A 5015-nucleotide genomic window follows, 5' to 3' on the forward strand; every position below is an offset into this window, starting at 1 on the left:
CCAACCGTACTGAGCAGACCTTTAGAAGCCTCCGTTACTCTTTTGGAGGCGACCACCCCAGTCAAACTACCCACCAAGCACTGTCCCCCTTACAGGGGTTAGGCTTCAGATAAGCAAAGGGTGGTATTTCAACAATGACTCCACAACACCTGGCGATGCCGCTTCAAAGTCTCCCACCTATCCTACACATTACTTATCCAAAGTCAATACTAAGCTATAGTAAAGGTTCACGGGGTCTTTTCGTCCCACAGCGGGTAACCGGCATCTTCACCGATACTACAATTTCACCGAGCTCATGGCTGAGACAGTGTCCAGATCGTTGCACCATTCGTGCAGGTCGGAACTTACCCGACAAGGAATTTCGCTACCTTAGGACCGTTATAGTTACGGCCGCCGTTTACCGGGGCTTCAGTTCAACGCTTCGCTAATGCTAACGTCTCCCCTTAACCTTCCGGCACCGGGCAGGTGTCAGGCCATATACTTCATCTTTCGATTTCGCATAGCCCTGTGTTTTTGATAAACAGTCGCCTGGACCTTTTCACTGCGGCCCCGATTGCTCGGGGCGACCTTTCTCCCGAAGTTACAGGTCTATTTTGCCTAGTTCCTTAGCCATGAATCTCTCGAGCACCTTAGAATTCTCATCCCAACTACCTGTGTCGGTTTATGGTACGGGCTGCCTGGATCGCTTTTCTTGGAAGTCGATTCGATGTATTATCACTTCGGCCGTAGCCTCCGTGTACTATCAGGACATTACTGTTCCCTTCAACGTACTATTCCGTCAGTACGCAACATCTATTCGCCTCCGTCACTTTTAATTCCGGCAGGTACGGGAATATTAACCCGTTGGCCATCCACTACCCCTTTCGGGTTCGCGTTAGGTCCCGACTAACCCTCAGCTGATTAGCATAGCTGAGGAAACCTTAGTCTTTCGGTGTGCGGGTTTCTCGCCCGCATTATCGTTACTTATGCCTACATTTTCTTTTGTAGCTACTCCAGCAATCCTCACGAATCACCTTCAACGTCACTACAATGCTCCCCTACCGATATAAATATCCCATAGCTTCGGTAATATGCTTATGCCCGATTATTATCCATGCCGAACCGCTCGACTAGTGAGCTGTTACGCACTCTTTAAATGAATGGCTGCTTCCAAGCCAACATCCTAGCTGTCTAAGCAGTTCAACCGCGTTTATTCAACTTAGCATATATTTTGGGACCTTAGCTGATGGTCTGGGTTCTTTCCCTCTCGGACATGGACCTTAGCACCCATGCCCTCACTGCTGTGCATCATTTTATAGCATTCGGAGTTTGTCAGGAATTGGTAGGCGGTGAAGCCCCCGCATCCAATCAGTAGCTCTACCTCTATAAAACTAACACAACGCTGCACCTAAATGCATTTCGGGGAGTACGAGCTATTTCCGAGTTTGATTGGCCTTTCACCCCTACCCTCAGGTCATCCCAAGACTTTTCAACGTCAACGGGTTCGGTCCTCCACTTTGGGTTAACAAAGCTTCAACCTGCCCAAGGGTAGATCACACGGTTTCGCGTCTACTCAACCTAACTAAATCGCCCTATTCAGACTCGCTTTCGCTACGGCTCCGATCCTAAAAATCTTAACCTTGCTAGATAAAGTAACTCGTAGGCTCATTATGCAAAAGGCACGCCGTCACCCTAATGGGCTCCGACCGCTTGTAAGCGTATGGTTTCAGGGTCTTTTTCACTCCCTTATTCAGGGTTCTTTTCACCTTTCCCTCACGGTACTGGTTCACTATCGGTCTCTCAGGAGTATTTAGCCTTAGCGGATGGTCCCGCCAGATTCATACAGGGTTTCACGTGCCCCGCACTACTCAGGATACTACTAACTATAATCGCTTTACCTATACCGGGCTATCACCGTCTATGGCTCCTCTTTCCAAAGGATTCTAATTCATTGATTACACTATATCGTAGTCCTACAACCCCAATGCTGCCGTAACAGCACCGGTTTGGGCTAGTCCGCGTTCGCTCGCCGCTACTAACGGAATCACTGTTGTTTTCTTCTCCTATGGGTACTTAGATGTTTCAGTTCCCCACGTTCGCCCACCTTGCGGTGTGACATATCTTCAATATGCCGGGTTGCCCCATTCGGATATCTGCGGATCAACAAATATGTGCTTCTCCCCGCAGCTTTTCGCAGCTTATCACGTCCTTCTTCGCCTCTGAGAGCCTAGGCATCCCCCATACGCCCTTATTTAGCTTATGCTTTATGCTTCTAATGCTCTTATTATTAATCAATAACTAGTAAGTAACCACTAATTATTAATCTGAAAATTAACTTTTTTCTCTATTTTACACACATCTTGTGTGTGCTCGTAAACTTTAAATCAATATGTCAATGAACGTCTTTGTACACCGTAGCTTTATGCGAAGGTGTATCCGCCCAACTTCGCACAAGGCTTCGTTGGACACAGTGGAGAATACCGGAGTCGAACCGGTGACCTCCTGCGTGCAAGGCAGGCGCTCTAGCCAGCTGAGCTAATTCCCCATTATTTAGTAGTTAGTTAACAGTTATCAGTTAACAGTACTTATAACGGCTACTCAACCTCTAAAATTTCCTTTTTTATACACCATAGCTTTAGCGCAGGTGTATCAACTTTTTTCTTCAATGAACTTTATCAATAGCATAATTGCTAATAACTAGCAACTCATAACTATTAACCGCAAGCTTTACTTGCATTTGCACACCTTCGCATAGGCTTCGGTGCACTAAGTAGTCTCAGGCAGACTCGAACTGCCGACCTCTACATTATCAGTGTAGCGCTCTAACCAGCTGAGCTATGAGACTGTTTATTAGTAGTGAGTAATTAGTAATGAGCAGTTAGATACAATCTAAAAAACTTATACTTACATACTTAATACTCTGTACTCAATACTAAAGCAATAATTAATCGACAGCAATTAAGACTAAATTCTATCTCTAGGATAGATCGTCGTACCATTTCCTAAGCTGCCTTACTCTTATGGTAAGGACACTCTAGAAAGGAGGTGTTCCAGCCGCACCTTCCGGTACGGCTACCTTGTTACGACTTAGCCCCAGTTACTAGTTTTACCCTAGGCCGCTCCTTAACGGTGACGGACTTCAGGTACCCCCAGCTTCCATGGCTTGACGGGCGGTGTGTACAAGGCCCGGGAACGTATTCACCGCAGCATGGCTGATCTGCGATTACTAGCGATTCCAGCTTCACGGAGTCGAGTTGCAGACTCCGATCCGAACTGTGATAGGCTTTATAGATTCGCTCCTGGTCACCCAGTGGCTGCTCTCTGTACCTACCATTGTAGCACGTGTGTGGCCCAGGACGTAAGGGCCGTGATGATTTGACGTCATCCCCACCTTCCTCGCGGTTTGCACCGGCAGTCTTGCTAGAGTTCCCGACATTACTCGATGGCAACTAACAACAGGGGTTGCGCTCGTTATAGGACTTAACCTGACACCTCACGGCACGAGCTGACGACAACCATGCAGCACCTTGTAATCTGTCCGAAGAAAAAACCATCTCTGGTCCTGTCAGACTACATTTAAGCCCTGGTAAGGTTCCTCGCGTATCATCGAATTAAACCACATGCTCCACCGCTTGTGCGGGCCCCCGTCAATTCCTTTGAGTTTCATTCTTGCGAACGTACTCCCCAGGTGGGTTACTTATCACTTTCGCTTAGCCACTCAGTCTTGCGACCGAACAGCTAGTAACCATCGTTTACGGCGTGGACTACCAGGGTATCTAATCCTGTTCGCTCCCCACGCTTTCGTCCCTTAGCGTCAATGCATTGTTAGTGATCTGCCTTCGCAATCGGTATTCTGTGTAATATCTATGCATTTCACCGCTACACTACACATTCTAACCACTTCACAATCATTCAAGACCTACAGTATCAATGGCAATTTTACGGTTGAGCCGCAAACTTTCACCACTGACTTATAGACCCGCCTACGGACCCTTTAAACCCAATGATTCCGGATAACGCTTGGATCCTCCGTATTACCGCGGCTGCTGGCACGGAGTTAGCCGATCCTTATTCTTACAGTACCGTCATCACCCTACACGTAAGGCTTATTCTTCCTGTATAAAAGCAGTTTACAACCCATAGGGCAGTCTTCCTGCACGCGGCATGGCTGGATCAGTGTTCCCACCATTGTCCAATATTCCTCACTGCTGCCTCCCGTAGGAGTCTGGTCCGTGTCTCAGTACCAGTGTGGGGGATCTCCCTCTCAGGACCCCTATCTATCGTAGCCTTGGTATGCCGTTACCATACCAACTAGCTAATAGAACGCATAGCCATCTTATAGCGATAAATCTTTAATTATTAATCGATGCCAATCAATAATACTATGGGGTATTAATCCAAATTTCTCTGGGCTATTCCCCACTATAAGGTAGGTTCTATACGCGTTACGCACCCGTGCGCCACTCGTCAGCGGATTGCAAGCAATCCCTGTTACCGTCCGACTTGCATGTGTTAGGCCTGCCGCTAGCGTTCATCCTGAGCCAGGATCAAACTCTTCATCGTTTATCTTTAAATATAATTACTTAAAAAATAATACAACTTCTAAAATTGATCTAAACCCACAAGATGGATATCTAGTCTTAATTCTTAATTTTGTACGTATTAAATAATAGTATTCAATACTATACGCGCTGTCAATCAATATATCAATGAACTCGTTATCTCTCCAGGTAATCAGCCATTATTAAACTCTGATACCTATCCAGATTTGTAACCAATAAAGGAATCGAACCTTCCGCAAAATTAATCCTAATCTTACCTTCCAAATTGATCTAAATTCTTCTAAAACTCTAGGAACATCACTCTACTTGTTTGGCAAAGCGGGTGCAAATATACAACCCCTTTTTAAACTACCAAATCTTTTTTGAAAAAATATTTTTACCCCAAAAAAACCAGTAAAACAATAAACCCTATCTCAATGAACCAAACAAAACAACTATCCCGTTTTGCGGGTGCAAACATAACACCCTTTTTTG

At 45.9% G+C, this 5015-nt stretch carries 2 tRNA genes and 2 rRNA genes; all 4 read right to left on the bottom strand.

Features of this window, described 5'->3' with window-relative positions:
- Positions 1-2241, bottom strand: a 23S ribosomal RNA gene (locus EV197_RS16925); the annotation flags it as partial.
- Positions 2242-2450: 209 nt separating this feature from the next.
- Positions 2451-2524: transfer RNA gene (locus EV197_RS16930), tRNA-Ala, on the bottom strand.
- 226 nt (positions 2525-2750) lie between these two features.
- Positions 2751-2824: transfer RNA gene (locus tag EV197_RS16935), tRNA-Ile, on the bottom strand.
- A gap of 193 nt (positions 2825-3017) precedes the next feature.
- Positions 3018-4542 (bottom strand): 16S ribosomal RNA (locus tag EV197_RS16940).
- Positions 4543-5015: the final 473 nt, after the last annotated feature.

It is taken from the genome of Aquimarina brevivitae, assembly GCF_004216895.1.
GTDB lineage: Bacteria > Bacteroidota > Bacteroidia > Flavobacteriales > Flavobacteriaceae > Aquimarina > Aquimarina brevivitae.